The organism is Streptomyces sp. KL109B (assembly GCF_030766935.1).
In the GTDB taxonomy this organism is placed as follows: domain Bacteria; phylum Actinomycetota; class Actinomycetes; order Streptomycetales; family Streptomycetaceae; genus Streptomyces.
Window position 1 is genome coordinate 221,764 of the sequence record NZ_JASERL010000012.1, and the last position, 15,691, is coordinate 237,454.

At 72.4% G+C, this 15,691-nt stretch carries 14 protein-coding genes; 12 read left to right on the forward strand and 2 right to left on the reverse strand.

Annotated elements, in window-relative coordinates:
* Position 1: 1 nt before the first annotated feature.
* From RBJ65_RS33100 to RBJ65_RS33150, 11 genes are read left to right on the forward strand one after another with little or no spacing between them, the layout of a single operon-like run.
* Entirely contained in the window at positions 2–1,243 is a 1,242-nt protein-coding gene (locus RBJ65_RS33100; protein WP_306320358.1) for a glycosyltransferase, read from the forward strand.
* Positions 1,244–2,494: a class I SAM-dependent methyltransferase gene (locus RBJ65_RS33105; RefSeq protein ID WP_306320221.1), complete on the forward strand. Its 1,251-nt coding sequence runs from the start codon at positions 1,244–1,246 to the stop codon at positions 2,492–2,494. It begins immediately after the preceding gene.
* Positions 2,491–3,285, forward strand: coding sequence for a glucose-1-phosphate cytidylyltransferase (locus tag RBJ65_RS33110; RefSeq protein ID WP_306320220.1), 795 nt, complete (start codon positions 2,491–2,493; stop codon positions 3,283–3,285). Before RBJ65_RS33105 ends, RBJ65_RS33110 begins: the two co-directional genes overlap by 4 nt.
* Complete coding sequence (locus RBJ65_RS33115) at positions 3,282–3,965, forward strand: PIG-L deacetylase family protein (RefSeq protein ID WP_306320219.1); 684 nt, start codon at positions 3,282–3,284, stop codon at positions 3,963–3,965. The genes RBJ65_RS33110 and RBJ65_RS33115 overlap by 4 nt, the downstream gene beginning before the upstream one ends.
* A gap of 3 nt (positions 3,966–3,968) precedes the next feature.
* Positions 3,969–4,994, forward strand: coding sequence for an NAD(P)-dependent oxidoreductase (locus RBJ65_RS33120; RefSeq protein ID WP_306320218.1), 1,026 nt, complete (start codon positions 3,969–3,971; stop codon positions 4,992–4,994).
* Positions 4,995–5,011: 17 nt separating this feature from the next.
* A complete protein-coding gene (locus tag RBJ65_RS33125; RefSeq protein ID WP_306320357.1) occupies positions 5,012–6,265 on the forward strand; it encodes a DUF4910 domain-containing protein in 1,254 nt (417 codons plus the stop codon).
* Positions 6,262–7,581, forward strand: a complete 1,320-nt coding sequence (locus tag RBJ65_RS33130) for a hypothetical protein (protein WP_306320217.1) — start codon at positions 6,262–6,264, stop codon at positions 7,579–7,581. The genes RBJ65_RS33125 and RBJ65_RS33130 overlap by 4 nt, the downstream gene beginning before the upstream one ends.
* Positions 7,578–8,525 (forward strand): glycosyltransferase family 2 protein, encoded by a 948-nt coding sequence (locus RBJ65_RS33135; protein ID WP_306320216.1) that lies wholly within the window; start codon positions 7,578–7,580, stop codon positions 8,523–8,525. The genes RBJ65_RS33130 and RBJ65_RS33135 overlap by 4 nt, the downstream gene beginning before the upstream one ends.
* The gene (locus RBJ65_RS33140) at positions 8,522–9,736 is read left to right on the forward strand and encodes a polysaccharide pyruvyl transferase family protein (RefSeq protein WP_306320215.1); all 1,215 of its coding nucleotides are present in this window, start codon (positions 8,522–8,524) and stop codon (positions 9,734–9,736) included. The genes RBJ65_RS33135 and RBJ65_RS33140 overlap by 4 nt, the downstream gene beginning before the upstream one ends.
* On the forward strand, positions 9,733–10,284 hold the full coding sequence (rfbC, locus tag RBJ65_RS33145) for a dTDP-4-dehydrorhamnose 3,5-epimerase (protein ID WP_306320214.1): 552 nt from the start codon (positions 9,733–9,735) through the stop codon (positions 10,282–10,284). The genes RBJ65_RS33140 and rfbC overlap by 4 nt, the downstream gene beginning before the upstream one ends.
* Before the next feature lie 43 nt (positions 10,285–10,327).
* On the forward strand, positions 10,328–11,671 hold the full coding sequence (locus tag RBJ65_RS33150) for a glutamate-1-semialdehyde 2,1-aminomutase (RefSeq protein ID WP_372341320.1): 1,344 nt from the start codon (positions 10,328–10,330) through the stop codon (positions 11,669–11,671).
* Positions 11,672–11,673: 2 nt separating this feature from the next.
* On the opposite strand, the gene RBJ65_RS33155 is transcribed toward RBJ65_RS33150, so the two are convergent.
* Positions 11,674–12,363: a phosphatase PAP2 family protein gene (locus RBJ65_RS33155; protein ID WP_306320213.1), complete on the reverse strand. Its 690-nt coding sequence runs from the start codon at positions 12,361–12,363 to the stop codon at positions 11,674–11,676.
* Between the two features lie 247 nt (positions 12,364–12,610).
* Here RBJ65_RS33155 and RBJ65_RS33160 point away from each other — a divergent pair, with 247 nt between their 5' ends.
* Positions 12,611–14,026 carry a DEAD/DEAH box helicase gene (locus tag RBJ65_RS33160; RefSeq protein ID WP_306320212.1) on the forward strand — a complete coding sequence of 472 codons (1,416 nt, stop codon included), beginning with the start codon at positions 12,611–12,613 and terminating at the stop codon, positions 14,024–14,026.
* A gap of 6 nt (positions 14,027–14,032) precedes the next feature.
* Here RBJ65_RS33160 and hutH read toward each other — a convergent pair whose 3' ends face one another.
* Positions 14,033–15,667, reverse strand: a complete 1,635-nt coding sequence (gene hutH / locus RBJ65_RS33165; protein ID WP_306320355.1) for a histidine ammonia-lyase — start codon at positions 15,665–15,667, stop codon at positions 14,033–14,035.
* Positions 15,668–15,691: the final 24 nt, after the last annotated feature.

The following is a 15,691-nucleotide window of genomic DNA, read 5'->3' on the forward strand; positions in this document are numbered from 1 at the left end:
CGTGCACATCCTCGTGATCCACAACTACTACTCGTCGGGGCAGCCGAGCGGCGAGAACCGGGTCGTCGCAGAGGAGGTCGCGCTGCTGCGCTCGGCCGGCCACCGCGTCGAGGTGTTCGAGCGGCGCAGCGACGACATCGCGGGCCGCTCCCTGCTCGGCAAGGTCGCCGTGCCGCTGCTCGTGCCGTGGAACCCGGCGGTCCGCAAGGAACTCGCGGCCAGGCTGCGCGCCGAACGCCCGGACGTGGTGCACGTCCACAACGTGTTCCCGCTGCTGTCGCCCGCCGTCATCGCCGCCTGCACGGACGTCGGCGTGCCCGTCGTCACGACGCTGCACAACTACTACCAGGTGTGCCCGCCGGGCACCCTGCAGCGGGACGGCCGGCTGTGCACGGACTGCGTCGGCCGGAAGGTGCCGCTGCCCGCCGTCCGGCACGGCTGCTACCGGAACTCCCGGCTCGCGACGGTGCCGCTCGCCGTCAACCTGACGGTGAACAGGCGGCGTTGGTGGTCGGACGTCGAGCGGTTCCTGTGCATCTCGGCGGCGCAGCGCGACGTCCTGGTGGCGTCCGGGATGCCCGCCGAAAAGCTCTCGGTGAAGCACAACTTCGTACCCGACCCGGGAGTCTGTCGAGAGGGCGAGGGCGAGCAACTGCTCTTCCTCGGCCGCCTCGCGGAGGCCAAGGGGATACGGGTGCTCATGGCGGCGTGGGACATGGTCGCCGCCGAGGGCGGGGTGGGCGTGCCGCTCGTCATCGCCGGATCCGGGCCGCTGGAACCGGAGGTGTCCGCGTGGGCGGCGGGCCGCGACGACGTGCGCTACGAAGGGCTGCTCGCGCCGGACGAGGTCCGCAAGGCCGTCGCCCGGTCGGTCGCCGTGGTGGCGCCCTCGCTGGCCCCGGAGACCTTCGGCCTGGTCGTCGCGGAGGCGATGGCGGCGGGGGTGCCGGCCGTCGCCTCCGGCCACGGCGCGTTCGTCGAACTCGTCGCGGACGGGGAGACGGGGCTGCTGCACCGGCCGGGCGAGCGGACCTCGCTCGCGTCCTGCCTGCGCCGGATCACCGCCGAACCGGCCCGCAACCGGGAGATGGGCGATGCGGCGCGGCTCCGGTACGAGCGGGGCTTCAGCCCGGCCGTCGGGCTGCGGCGCCTGGAAGAGGAGTACCGGGCCGCGATCGCGGGCCGGTCGGAACCATCGGAACCATCGGAACAAATGGGGGACGGAATCAATGGGGGGCAGTAAATGACACAGTGCCGACTCTGCGGCTCGGCGACGCTGGCGAGCGTCGTCGATCTGGGGGCGACACCGCCGTGCGAGAGCTTTCTCGCCGCGGACCAGCTCGACCTGGCCGAGCCCGCGTACCCGCTGCACCTGCGGGTCTGCACGGACTGCTGGCTCGCGCAGATCCCGCCGCTGATCACGCCCGAGGAGACGTTCAAGGAGTACGCGTACTTCTCGTCGTTCTCGACGTCCTGGGTGGAGCACGCGCGCGCCTTCGTCGCCGCCGCGGTGGAGAAGGCCGGACTCGGCCCGGACGCCTTCGTGGTGGAGGTCGCGAGCAACGACGGCTATCTGCTGAAGCACGTGGTGGACCGGGGGATCCGCTGCCTGGGCGTCGAGCCGTCGGTCAACGTCGGAGCGACGGCCCGCGACAAGGGCGTCCCCACGCTCACCGAGTTCCTGTCCCCGGAGACGGGGGCGGCGGTCCGCGCCGAACACGGCCCGGCGAACCTGGTCGTGGCCAACAATGTGTACGCGCACATCCCGGACGTCGTCGGCTTCACGCAGGGCCTGCGCGCGTTGGTCGCGGACGACGGCTGGGTCTCCATCGAGGTGCAGCACCTGCTGACCCTCATCGAGGAGAACCAGTACGACACGATCTACCACGAGCACTTCCAGTACTACACCGTCGCCTCCGCGATCCGCGCACTCGCCAGCGGCGGACTCGCCCTGGTGGACGTCGAGTTGCTGCCCACGCACGGCGGCTCGATCCGGCTGTGGGCACGGCCGGCGGAGGTGGCGGGGGAGCCCTCGCAGCGAGTGGCCGACGTACTGGAGCGGGAGAAGGCGGCCGGGCTCCAGGAACTCTCCGGGTACACCGAGTTCTCCGCCCGCGTCGCCAAGGTCCGCCGCGACCTCCTCAAGTTCCTCATCACGGCGGCCGAGGAGGGCAAGTCGGTCGTCGGCTACGGCGCGCCCGGCAAGGGCAACACGCTGCTCAACCACTGCGGCATCCGCCCCGACCTGCTCGCCTACACGGTCGACCGGAACCCGTACAAGCACGGCCGGTTCACGCCCGGCACCCGTATCCCGATCCTGCCGCCCGAGCGGATCGCCGAGGACAAGCCGGACTACGTCCTGATCCTCCCGTGGAACCTGAGGGCCGAGCTGACCGAGCAACTGGCGTTCGTGCACGAGTGGGGCGGCCGCCTGGTCTTCCCCATCCCGGAACTGAGTGTGGTCGAACCGAGCACCGTCGAGGAGAGGTCATGAAGGTCGTTCTGTTCTGCGGCGGCTACGGGATGCGGATGCGCAGCGGCGCCTCGGACGACGTGCCCAAGCCGATGGCGATGGTCGGCCCCCGCCCGCTGATCTGGCACGTCATGCGCTACTACGCGCACTACGGGCACAAGGAGTTCATCCTGTGCCTCGGCTACGGCGCCCACCACATCAAGGACTTCTTCCTCAACTACGAAGAGACCACGTCCAATGACTTCGTACTGAGGCACGGGCAGACCGAGCTGCTGTCCAACGACATCGCCGACTGGACGATCACCTTCGCGCAGACCGGCATCGAGTCCCCGATCGGCGAGCGCCTGCGCCGCGTCCGCCACCACCTCGACGGCGACGAGATGTTCCTCGCCAACTACGCCGACGTCCTCACCGACGCGCCGCTCGACGAGATGGTCGACCGGTTCGCGGAGCGCGACGCGGGCGCGTCGATGATGGTCGTGCCGCCGCAGTCCTCCTTCCACTGCGTGGACCTCGGCGAGGACGGCCTCGTCGGCGGCATCACCGCGGTCAGCGACATGCCGCTGTGGGAGAACGGCGGCTACTTCGTGCTCCGCCAGGAGGTCTTCGACCACATCCCGGAGAACGGGGACCTGGTCGCCGACGGCTGCCACCAACTCGCCAAGCGGGGACGGCTCGTGGCCCACCAGCACCGCGGCTTCTGGAAGCCCACCGACACCGTCAAGGAGCGGGCCGCGCTCGACGCCGGCTACGCGCGCGGCGACCGGCCGTGGGCCGTGTGGGAGCGCGGCGGCGTGGAGGTGGGCGCGTGATCCGGCTCGAAGCCGGCCGCACGGGCCCGGACCGTGTCGTCGCGGTCGGCGCGCACTGCGACGACATCGCCATCGGAGCGGGCGGCACGCTGCTCGCGCTGTGCCGGGCCCGACCCGGCCTGCGCGTCGACGCGCTGGTGCTCTCCGGCGGCGGAAGCGAGCGCGAGGAGGAGGAGCGGGCCGCGCTCACCGCCTTCTGCCCCGGCGCCGACCTGCGCCTGACCGTGCTCAAACTGCCGGACGGCCGCATGCCCGTGCACTGGGAGGAGGCCAAGTCCGCCGTCGAGGAACTGCGCACGCGCACCGACCCCGACCTCGTCCTCGCCCCGCGCACCGACGACGCGCACCAGGACCACCGCGGCCTCGCGCGCCTGATGCCCACCGCGTTCCGCGACCACCTCGTCCTCGGCTACGAGATCGTCAAATGGGACGGCGACCTCGGCCGCATGAACGCCTACCAGCCACTGACACCCGACACCGCCGAGGACAAGGTGCGGCTGCTCCAGGAGCACTACGCATCCCAGCGGCACCGCCCCTGGTACGACCGCGAGGCCTTCCTCGGCCTCGCCCGGATCCGCGGCATCGAATGCCACGAGCGCTACGCCGAAGCGTTCGCCGTCACCAAACTCACGCTCGACCTGGGGACTTGTACCCCGGGCAGCTCCACTCAGGGGGATTGAACCTTGCGCGTACTACTGACCGGACACCAGGGCTACCTGGGCACCGTGATGGCCCCGGTCCTCAAGGCCGCAGGACACGACGTCGTCGGCCTCGACTCCGGCCTGTTCGCCGACTGCGTCCTCGGCCCGACCCCCGACGACCCGCAGGGACACCGGGTCGACCTCCGCGACGTCACCGCCGAGCACGTGGCGGGCGTCGACGCCGTGATCCACCTCGCCGCGCTCTCCAACGACCCGCTCGGCTCGCTCGCGCCCGAGCTCACGTACGACATCAACCACCACGCCTCCGTCCACCTCGCCCGCCTCGCCCGCGAAGCCGGTGTCAAGCGCTTCCTGTACGCCTCCACGTGCTCGGTGTACGGCGCGGCGGGCGGCGACGAACTCGTCGGCGAGGACGCCCCGTTGCGCCCCGTCACCCCGTACGCCGAGTCCAAGGTGCGCGTCGAGGACGACCTGCACGCCCTCGCCGACGGCGACTTCACCCCGGTGTACATGCGCAACGCCACCGCCTTCGGCTACTCGCCGCGGCTGCGCGCCGACATCGTCCTGAACAACCTGGTGGGCCACGCGCTGCTCTCCGGCGAAGTGCTCGTCCTCTCCGACGGCACCCCGTGGCGCCCCCTCGTGCACGCCGCCGACATCGCCCGTGCCTTCACCGCCGCGCTCACCGCGCCCCGCGAGGCGGTCCACGACCGGGCGTTCAACATCGGCAGCGAGACCAACAACGTCACCGTCGCCGAGATCGCCGAACAGGTCGCCGAGGCGGTCACCGGGGCGAAGGTGCGGATCACGGGCGAGTCCGGCGCCGACCCGCGCTCGTACCGGGTGGACTTCTCCCGCTTCCGCACGGCGATAGAAGGCTTCGACTGCGAGTGGGACGTCAAGCGCGGCGCCCTCGAACTCGCCGACGCCTACCGGAAGTTCGGCCTCACCAAGGACGCCTTCGACAACCGCTTCACCCGCCTCGCCGTGCTCCGCTCCGCCTCCGAGGCCGGCACCGTCGACGACACCCTGCGGTGGCGCCCGTGACCGGGCCGGGAGCGGAGATGCACGCCCTGGTGGAGCGCCTGTACCCGCTCTGCCGGAGCATCACCGGCGACGGGGTGCGCGCCACCCTGGCCATCATCGGCGAACACATCCCGCTCGACGTGCACGAGGTGCCGACCGGAACCCAGGTCCTCGACTGGACGGTGCCCCAGGAGTGGAACATCCGCGACGCGTACATCGCCGACGCCGCCGGGAACCGGCTCGTCGACTTCGCCGCGTCCAGCCTGCACGTGCTCGGCTACAGCGTCCCGGTGTCCGCGACACTGCCCCTGTCCGAGCTGCGCGAGCACCTGCACACCCTGCCCGAACAGCCGAACCTCGTTCCGTACCGCACGAGTTACTACAAACCGGAGTGGGGCTTCTGCCTCGCTCAGGACACCCTCGACGCGATGCCGGAAGGCGAGTACGAGGTGTGTGTCGACTCGACGCTGGAGGACGGACACCTCACGTACGCCGAGCACGTGGTCCCCGGCCAGGTCCCGGACGAGGTCATCGTCTCGTGCCACATCTGCCACCCGGCGCTCGCCAACGACAACATGGCGGGCGTCGCGGTGGCGGTGCAGCTGGCGCGGGAGCTCGCGGAGCGCAACCCGTACTACACCTACCGGTTCATCTTCGCGCCCGGCACCATCGGCGCCATCACCTGGCTCGCCCGCAACAAGGAGCGGGTCGACCGGGTCAAGCACGGGCTCGTGCTTGCCTGCGCGGGCGACCCCGGTGACATCACGTACAAGCAGAGCAGGCGCGGCGACGCGGAGATCGACCGGGTCCTGCGGCATGTGCTGCGGACCTCCGAACGGCCGCACACCATAAAGGAGTTCACGCCGTACGGCTACGACGAGCGGCAGTACTGCTCGCCCGGCTTCGACCTCGGCGTCGGCTCGCTCACCCGCACCCCGTACGCCGAGTACCCCGAGTACCACACCTCGGGCGACAACCCGGACTTCGTCACCCCGGAGGCGATGGCCGACACGCTCGCCGTGTGCCGGGAGGCGTTCGCCGTGCTCGACCGGAACCGCACGTACCACAACCAAAGCCCGTACGGGGAACCCCAGTTGGGGCGGCGCGGGCTGTACGAGGCGCTCGGCGGGCGCAGTGACACCAAACAGGCGCAGATGGCGATGCTGTGGGTGCTCAACCTGTCCGACGGCACACACAGCCTCCTGGACATCGCCGAGCGCTCCGGGCTGCCCTTCGACACCGTCGCCGACGCGGCCGCCGCGCTGCGCGAAGCGGGGCTGGTCAAGGCATGACGTCGACGACCACCGAGGGGGAGGGCGCCACGAACGGGGAGGGGACCACGAAGCCGTCCGCCGGATCCGCGAAGCGGGCCCTCGCGGGCCGGCTGTCCTGGGGCCTCGCCGACCAGGCCGCCTCCAGCATGTCCAACTTCGCGGTGGGCATCTACGTGGCCCGCTCCCTCGGCGTCACCGCGTTCGGCGTGTTCAGCCTGGCCTGGGTGACGTACGGCGTCGTCCTCAACGTCTCCCGCGGCCTGGCCACCGACCCGCTCATGGTGCGCTTCAGCGGGGTGTCCCAGGAGTCGTGGCGACGGGCGGTCGCCCGGTCCTCGGGCACCGCGCTCGGTGTCGGCTGCGCCCTCGGTGCGGCGTCCCTCGTGGTCGGCCTCGCGCTCGGCGACCGGGTCGGGCCCGCCTTCGCGTGCCTCGGAGTCGTCCTGCCGGGGCTGCTGTTGCAGGACTCCTGGCGGTTCGCGTTCTTCGCCGCGGGCACCGGGCGCAAGGCCTTCGTCAACGACGTGGTGTGGTGCGTCGCGCTCGTCCCCGCCCTGCTGATCGCGGCCCGCGTCGGCGGCGTCGCCGCGTTCGTGCTCGCCTGGGGCGGCTCCGCCGCGGTGGCCGCCGCGTACGGCTGGTTCCAGTCCGGGATCCGGCCCCGGGTGACCGGCGCGCGCGAGTGGCTGCGCGCGCACCGCGACCTTGGCTCCCGCTACCTCGTCGAGAACGTCAGCAACAGCGGCGGCAGCCAACTGCGGGCGTACGGGCTCGGCGTGATCGTCGGGGTCGGCGCGGTGGGTGTCGTGCGCGGCGCGGAGCTGCTGCTCGGCCCGTTCATGGCCGTCCTCATGGGCCTTTCGCTGGTGACCGTCGCGGAGGCGGCGCGCGTGCTGCGCCGCGCCCCGCACCGGCTCGGGAAGTTCTGCCTCCTCCTCGGCGGCGGGCAGGCCGTCGCCGCGCTGCTGTGGGGCGCCGCGCTGCTCCTCGTACCGGACAGCGGCGGCGAGTTCGTCCTCGGCGACGTATGGGCAGCGTCCTCGCAGCTCATCGTGCCCGTCACGCTCGGCGTCGCGGGCGCGGGGCTCGGCACCGGAGCGGCGGCAGGACTGCGCGCGCTCGGCGCGGCCAGACGCAGCCTGCGCTCCCAGCTGTTCGCCTCCGTCTTCTACGTCGGCGGCGGGCTCGGCGGCGCGGCCGTCGGCGGCACGGTCGGCTCGGCCTGGGGCGTCGCCACCGCCACCCTCACCGGCTCCGTCGTGTGGTGGCTGCAGCTGCGGACCGCCCTGCGCGAGCACCACCACAACCCCACCCCCGAAGCGAGGACCCCATGACCGACCGACCCCGGCTGAGTATCGGCCTGCCCGTCTACAACGGCGAGGAGTACCTCGCCGAGTCCCTCGACGCGCTCCTCGGCCAGACCTACGAGGACTTCGAGCTGGTCATCACCGACAACGCCTCGACCGACGGGACGCAGGACATCTGCCACACCTACGCGGCCAAGGACTCCCGCATCCGCTACATCCGGCTGCCGCAGAACATCGGCGCCGCCCCCAACCACAACTACGTGTTCACCCAGTGCGACGGCGAACTCTTCAAGTGGGCCTCGCACGACGACCTGTACGCCCGCGACCTGCTGGCCCGCTGCGTGGACGCCCTCGACGAGCGGCCCGACGTCGTCCTCGCCCACGCCGACCAGGCCGTCATCGACGAGCAAGGCAAGGTGAAGGTCCCGTACACCTACACCCTCAACACCGCCTCGCCGTCCGCCCCCGAACGGTTCCGCAGCATGCTCTTCGAACCCGGCGGCGACGACTTCTACGGCGTCATCCGCGCCGACGTGCTCCGCAAGGTGAAGCCGCACGACAGCTACCACCACGCCGACCGCACCTTCGTCGCCGAGATCGGCCTGCACGGCCCCTTCCACCAAGTGCCGGAACTGCTCTACTTCCGCCGCGACCACCCCACCCGCGCCGAACGCGCCAACCCCTCCAAGCGCGCCCGCTGCGTCAACCTCGACCCGCGCCGCGCGGGCCGGCTGCACCCGACGCCGCGCCTGCTCGCCGAGTACGTCGCCGGGTTCGTGTCCGCGATCCGGCGCGCCCCGCTGTCCTCCGCCGAACGCCGTGCCTGCTACGGGCACTTGGCGACGTGGGCGACCAGCCGGGCGAGGCCGGGAGCGGGGGAGCGGGTCGAGGACCGGGCGCCGGTGGACCCGGCGACGTACAAGGTGTCCGTGGACGACATCGTCGCGGGCCGCGAGGGGCGCAAGCCATGAGCCGCGTACGCGTCGGGGTGTTCGGCCTGCTCGGCTCCGGCAACCTCGGCAACGACGGCTCCCTCGAAGCCGTGCTCCACTACCTGCGCGCCGAACACCCGGACGCGATCGTCGACGCGCTGTGCGGCGGACCCGAGATTGTCACCGCCCGGTACGGGATTCCCGCGACCCGGCTGCACTGGAACCGCGGCGAGTACGCGACCGCCTCCCGGGTGGGCGCGCTGGCGTCGAAGGGCGTCGGCAAACTCGTCGACATCGCCCGCACCGCCGCCTGGGTGCGCCGCCACGACGTGGTGATCGTGCCGGGCATGGGCGTCCTGGAGGCCACGCTGCCGCTGCGGCCGTGGGGATTCCCGTACTCGTTGTTCCTGCTGTGCGCGAGCGGCAGGCTGTTCGGTACGAAGGTGGCGCTGGTCAGCGTCGGCGCGGCGAAGATCCGCGTCCCGGCGACCCGCGCCCTCGTCCGCTGGTCGGCGCGGCTCGCCGCCTACCGCTCCTACCGCGACACCCAGTCCCGCGACGCGATGCGGGCGATGGGCGTGAACACCGCGCGCGACGCGGTCTACCCGGACCTCGCGTTCGCCCTGCCGACCCCCGGGGCCACGCCGGACGTGGGCACGGTCTGCGTCGGCGTCATGGACTTCCACGGCGGCAACGACGACCGGGCACGCGCCGACGAGATCCACCGCCGGTACGTGGACGGCACGACCCGGTTCGTGCGGGCGCTCGTCGAGGACGGCAGGCGGGTGCGGCTGCTCACCGGCGACGACTGCGACGTGACGGTGGTCGGCGCGATCCTCGACGCGGTCGACTCGCCCCTCGTCACCGCCGCCGAACCGGCGTCCCTCGCCGACCTGATGAAGGAGACGGCCGCCGCCGACACCGTCGTCGCGACCCGCTACCACAACCTCATCTGCGCCCTGAAGTCCGGCACTCCGACGCTCGCCCTCACCTACGCGGCCAAGAGCGACGCCCTCATGGAGCGGATGGGCCTCGGCACGTACTGCCATCCGGCCCGCGAGGTCGACGCCGACCGGCTCCTCGAACAGTTCCGGGACCTGGAGAAGCGTTCGGCGGACCTGCGCCGCACCCTGACCGGCCGCAACCAGGACGCGACACGCCAACTGGCCGACCAATTCACGGCGTTGACCGCCGCCGTGTTCCCGACCACCGGCCGCACACACCACCACGCACCTCGGGGGAACCGATGAAACTGACCGAAGTCCCGGAGATCGACGGGGCGTTCCTGCTGGAACCCACTCCGCACGCCGACGAACGCGGCTTCTTCTGCCGCACCTTCGACGCCGACGTGCTCCGCTCCGTCGGCCTCGACCCGCACGCCTTCGTCCAGGACAGCGTGTCCCGCTCGGTGCGCGGCGTGCTGCGCGGAATGCACCTGCGCTCCGGCAAGGGCGAGGCCAAGCTGGTGCGCTGCTCGTACGGGAAGATCTTCGACGTCGTCGTCGACCTGCGGCCCGACTCCCCGACGTACCGCAATCGCGCCACCTTCGAGCTGTCCGGCGACACCCAGGCCACCCTCTACATCCCGGCCGGATGCGCGCACGGCTTCCAGGCGCTGACCGAGACCGCCGACACCTCGTACCGCATCGACCGCCCGCACGACCCGTCCGAGGACGTGACGATCGCCTTCGACGACGCGGAGCTCGCCATCCCGTGGCCGCTGCCGCCGACCGCGATGTCCCAGCGCGACCGGCAGGCGCCCAGCCTCGCCGAAGTCCTCAAGCAGAAGGGGAGTTGAGGCCGTCGTGCCCACCGAAGACACCGTGCCCACCGAAGACGCCGTGACCACCGAAGACATCGTGCCCGCCGAGGACATCGACCTGCCCGCGTCGCGCGCGGCCAACGACCGACTGCACGCCATGATCCCCGGCGGCGCCCACACCTACGCCAAGGGCGACGACCAGTACCCCGAGCACCTCGCCCCCGTCATCAGCCACGGCCGCGGCGCCCACGTCTGGGACGTCGACGGCAACCGCTACATCGAGTACGGCTCCGGGCTCCGCTCCGTCAGCCTCGGCCACGCCCACCCGCGCGTCACCGAGGCCGCCCGCCGCGAACTCGACCGCGGCAGCAACTTCGTACGCCCGTCGATCCTGGAGGCCGAGGCCGCCGAGCGGTTCCTCGCCACCGTGCCGACCGCCGACATGGTGAAGTTCGCGAAGAACGGCTCCGACGTCACGACCGCCGCCGTCCGCCTCGCCCGCGCCGCGACCGGCCGCCCGCGCGTCGCGATCTGCGCCGACCACCCGTTCTTCTCCGTCGACGACTGGTTCATCGGCGTCACCCCCATGTCCGCGGGCATCCCGGCTGCGACCACCGAACTCACGGTGTCGTTCCCGTACGGGGACCTGGCCGCCACGGAGGAACTCCTCACCCGCTACGAGGACGAGATCGCCTGCCTCGTCCTCGAACCCGCCGCCCACACCGAGCCACCTCCCGGATACCTCGCCGGACTGCGCGCGCTCGCCGACCGGTACGGCTGCGTCCTCGTCTTCGACGAGATGATCACCGGCCTGCGCTGGTCGGAGGCGGGCGCCCAGGGCCTGTACGGAGTCGTCCCCGACCTGTCGACCTTCGGCAAGGCGCTCGGCAACGGGTTCGCGGTGTCGGCGCTGGCCGGGCGCCGGGACCTGATGGAGCGGGGCGGACTGCGGCACTCCGGCGAGCGCGTCTTCCTGCTGTCCACGACGCACGGCGCGGAGACGCACTCCCTGGCCGCCGCGATGGCCGTGCAGACCACGTACGTCGAGGAGGGCATCACGGCGCGGCTGCACGCGCTCGGCGAGCGCCTGGCCGCCGGGGTCCGGGAGGCCGCGTCGAGCATGGGGGTCGCCGAGCACGTCCTCGTACGAGGACGTGCCAGCAACCTGGTCTTCGCGACCCTCGACGAGACCGGGCAGCCCTCGCAGCCGTACCGCACCCTGTTCCTGCGCCGTCTCCTCATGGGCGGGGTGCTCGCCCCGTCGTTCGTGGTGAGCAGCGCGCTGACCGAGGACGACATCGACGCCACCGTCGACGTGGTGGCCGAGGCATGTGCCGTGTACCGCAAGGCACTTGACGCCGGGGACCCCACGCCGTGGGTGGGCGGCAGGCCGGTGAAGCCGGTGTTCCGACGCCTGGTGTGAGCTCAGCGGGGCGTGGCTGGTCGGCGGGCGTCCGCGACCCGGTCGACCAGCCACCCCGTCAGCGGCACCACCGCGAGCGCCAGGCACCAGCCGCCGAGCACGTCGGTCACGTAGTGGGCGCTGAGGGCGGCCTGCGCCCACCCCATGACGGCGCCCGCGACCAGCGCCGCACCGCACACCAGCCACGCCCCGGCCGCTCTCCCCAGGCCGAGGCGCCCGGCCGCGAGCAGCGCCACGGTGAGGGCGAGCGCGGTGAGGAATCCGGTGTGGCCGCTGGGGTAGGACAGGTTCTCGGGACCGTGGATGGTGCGCCCGACGACCGTCTTCAGGGCCGTCCCCACACCCACCGTCACGGCGACCGCGACGACGACGAGCACCGCCCCGCGCGGCCATCGCAGCAGCAGGCAGCCGGTCACGACGGCCGCGACCAGCACGGCCGAGCCCACGGGTTCCCCCAGGAAGTCGATGGCGAGCCCGATGCCCCGCCAGGGGCTGCCGACGCTGTCCGCCGTCGGGTCGACGAGCCACGAGTCCACCGCGCCGCCCGCGCCGTCACCCGCGTACAGCACGCCGAGAGCGGCGACGAGCAGGGCGGAGAGGGCCGCGACCAGGCCGAGAGGGGCGCGCAGCGCGGTGGGCAGGACCGCGGGCTGAGCGTCGGAGACGGTGTCGTTGGTGTCGTCGTCGTCCACTTCGGTCAGGCAATCCAACGCGAGCCCCCCCATAGCCGTCTCTTCCCCTCGGATCCCCTCGGATCCACTCTTCGGTGACGATATCCGGCCCGGCCGTGCCGTGTCCTTCCAACTCCGCAAGGCGGTGGGGGAGTTGGACGGGCCCGCTCGTGAGCCGCGGCCCCGGTGGCGGGCTCCGTGCTAGCGTTGAGCGTTTGCCGCCGCGCCTTCCCCGGTACGGTCCGGTCCCCTCGGAGGAAGGCTCTCAGTGAGCGAATCAGCACGTGCCGACGCCCGGCAGCAGGACGGACCCCCGTCCTTCGCGGACCTCGGCCTGCCGGCCACGGTGCTGCGCACGCTCGACGAGCAGGGCGTCACGACGCCCTTCCCCATCCAGGCGGCGGCGCTGCCGGACGCGCTCGCCGGGCGCGACGTCCTGGGCCGGGGCCGCACCGGCTCCGGCAAGACACTCGCCTTCGGCCTCGGCCTGCTCGCCCGCACCGCCGGCCGCCGCGCACAGCCGAAGGAACCCCTCGCCCTCGTCCTCGTCCCCACCCGGGAACTGGCGCAGCAGGTGACGGAGGCGCTCACCCCGTACGCGGAGGCCCTGCGGCTGCGGCTCGCGACGGTCGTCGGCGGGGTGTCCATGGGGCGGCAGGCGGCGGCGCTGCGGGACGGCGCCGAGGTCGTCGTCGCGACGCCGGGCCGCCTCCACGACCTGATCGGCCGCAAGGGCTGCCGCCTGGACCGGGTGCGGATCACGGTCCTCGACGAGGCCGACCAGATGTGCGACATGGGCTTCCTGCCGCAGGTCACGGAGGTCCTCGACCAGGTGCGCCCCGACGGGCAGCGCATGCTGTTCTCCGCGACCCTCGACGGCGACGTGGACCACCTGGTGCGCACCTATCTGCGCGAGCCCGCCACCCACTCCGTCGACCCCTCGTCCGGCGGCGCGGTCACCACGATCGAGCACCACCTCCTCGTCGTGCACGGGCCCGACCGCTGGTCCGTCGCCACGGAGATCGCGGCCCGCGAAGGCCGCGTCCTGCTCTTCCTCGACACGAAGCACGGCGTCGACCAGCTCACCCGGCATCTGCGGGCGAGCGGAGTGCCGGCCGCCGCGCTGCACAGCGGCAAGGCGCAGCCGCAGCGCACCAAGACCCTCGCCCAGTTCAAGAACGGCGAGATCACCGCGCTGGTCGCGACGAACGTCGCCGCCCGCGGCCTGCACGTCGACGACCTCGACCTCGTCGTGAACGTCGACCCGGCCACCGACCCCAAGGACTACCTGCACCGCGCGGGCCGCACGGCGCGCGCGGGCCGCTCCGGCACCGTCGTCACGCTGGTCCTGTCCGGGCAGCGCCGCGAGACGGGCCAGGTCCTGGCGGACGCCGAGGTCACGGCGAAGACCACGAAGGTGCGCTCCGGCGAGGCGGAGCTGAGCCGCATCACGGGTGCGAAGGCCCCCTCCGGGAAGCCGCTCGACGGCTCCCCGGCCGCGTCCCGCGCCAAGAACCAGAACACCCCGTTCCGCGGCCTCGGCAGCACCAAGGACCCGAAGCGCGCCGCCGGTTCGGGCACCGGCTCCGGTTCGGGTTCCGGCGGCCGTGCCTCCCGGAAGACCAACGAGGCCCGCAAGCTGGCGGAGGCGCGGAAGGCGGCGCGGGTGCGGCGGGGGCGCTGAGCCCGGCTATCCGGCGGGCTCGTCCTCCAGGTCGAGGGCTCCGCCGCGTACGAGGTCCGCGACGGCCGTGATGTCGTGCTCCAGGGCCCGGTCGCCCTCGACGAACGGCGACACCTTTCGTACGAGGGCGTGCACGCGCCGGAGTTCGGGGGACAGCACGTCCGTGCCGCGCAGGTCGGCGGCCTGGCACAGCGCCAGCAGGTGGATGGCGGTGAGCCGCAGGGTCAGGTCGACGGCGGTGCGGGTGTGGCGGGCCGCGATGGTGCCCATGCTGACCTTGTCCTGGTTGTGCGCCTCGGTGGACCGGGAGAAGCTCGTCGCCGGCATCGTGAGGTGCAGCGCCTCGGCCGCCAGCGCGGAGGCGGCGAGCTGCATGCCCTTGAAACCGTGGTGCAGACCCGCCTCCCGGCTGTCCTCGGGAAAGCGCGGGATCAGGTTGGGCGTCAGGCCGTTGTTGAACTTCTCGTCGACGACCAGCTGCAACTGCCGGTCCAGGAGGTCCGCGACACCGGCGACGGCGGTCCGCAGCGCGTCCATCGCCTGCCCGACATGACCTCCGTAGAAGTTCCCGCCGTTGTGCACCCGACCGGTGTCGGCGTCGAACAGCGGGTTGTCGTTGGTGGAGTTGACCTCCGTCCCGATCCACGGCTCCACCCAGCTCAAGGTGTCGCGCAGCACACCGGTCACGTGCGGGGCGCAGCGGATCGAGTATCTGTCCTGAATGGGCCGATCCAACTGCCGGTACCCCGCCTCCGGGACGCCCGGGCCGCCGTCCTGCCCGGCGGCCTCGGGCTCCGCGGCCCGGGGCTCCGCGGCGGCGGACCCCAGCAGCGTACGGACGACGGCGGCGCTGCGCGCGGTCCCCGGATGGGGCTTGTGCGCGAAGACGAACGGGGCGAAGTGGCCGGGGTTGCCGACCGTGACCCGGGAGGTCAGCGCCGTGCACACCTCGGAGGCGAACGCCAGCCTGCGCGCGTCGTGCACGGCGAGCGCCGCGAACGCCGACATGAACGACGTCCCGTTGAGCAGGGCGAGCCCTTCCTTGGCCACCAGCTCGACCGGTTCCAGACCGGCCCGCTCAAGCGCCGTGGCGGACGGCACCACCTCGCCCGCGCAGCGCACCTCGCCCTGCCCCGTCAGCAGGTTGGCGAGGTAGCTGAGCGGGATCAGGTCGCCGCTCGCGCCGACCGAGCCGCGCTCCGGGACCAGCGGCAGCAGCCCGGCGTTCAGGCAGTCGAGCAGCAGCCGTACGACGTGCGGGCGCAGCGCCGAATGGCCGCGGGCCAGGCAGTTGGCCCGGATGAGCATCGTCGCGCGCACCACTTCGTCGGCGGCGTGCGGGCCGACGCCGCAGGACAGGAACCGGACGAGGTTCGTCTGGAGCGCCGCCGCCTTCGCGCCGGAGATCTGCCGGGTGTTGCTGTCGCCGAAGCCGGCGGTGACCCCGTACAGCGGAACCCCCGCGTCGACCAGTCGCTCCTTCACGTCGACCGAGCGCCGCATGCGCCGCTCCGCCTCCGCGCACAGCACCACCGCGCGCCGCTGAGGCGTGCGGGCGGTCTCGGCCACCTGCGCCAGGCTCAGGCTGTGCCCGTCGACGCGCACCACGTCGTCGACCGGACCGGACCAGTTGTCTTGCATCGTCACGCGCGACTCCACCCTTGA